This is a genomic window from Pseudomonas sp. SID14000, from assembly GCF_002165135.1.
Taxonomy (GTDB): domain Bacteria; phylum Pseudomonadota; class Gammaproteobacteria; order Pseudomonadales; family Pseudomonadaceae; genus Aquipseudomonas.
On sequence record NZ_NFZQ01000195.1, the window covers coordinates 1 to 295 of the forward strand.

Annotated in this window: 1 protein-coding gene; it reads left to right on the forward strand. The window is 60.3% G+C overall.

Going from position 1 to position 295, the window contains the following annotated elements:
* The coding region (locus CAY82_RS25550) for an immunoglobulin-like domain-containing protein (RefSeq protein WP_140399198.1) at positions 1 to 295 on the forward strand (295 nt) is incomplete at both ends.

Below are 295 nucleotides of genomic sequence, written 5' to 3' on the forward strand. Positions count from 1 at the left end.
TCGTGACCCTGAGCAACAACGCCCAGGTCACCATCAAGGCTGGCGAAACCAGTGCACCGTACACCCATGCTGCACAGGGCGATGACGTCTATAACGACGCTGGCCAGATCAGCCTGGGCATCAAGTCTGCTGTGGACGTTGATGGCCGTACCTTCGAGAACCTGCAACTGGGCGGCGACGCTTCGGTTCAGGTGACTGACACCACCGACGAAGTGGTGGCCAAGCTGACCGCGACCCCTTCGGTCACCGAAGGCGGCGAGATCACCTACACCATCACGCTGACCAACAAAGACGG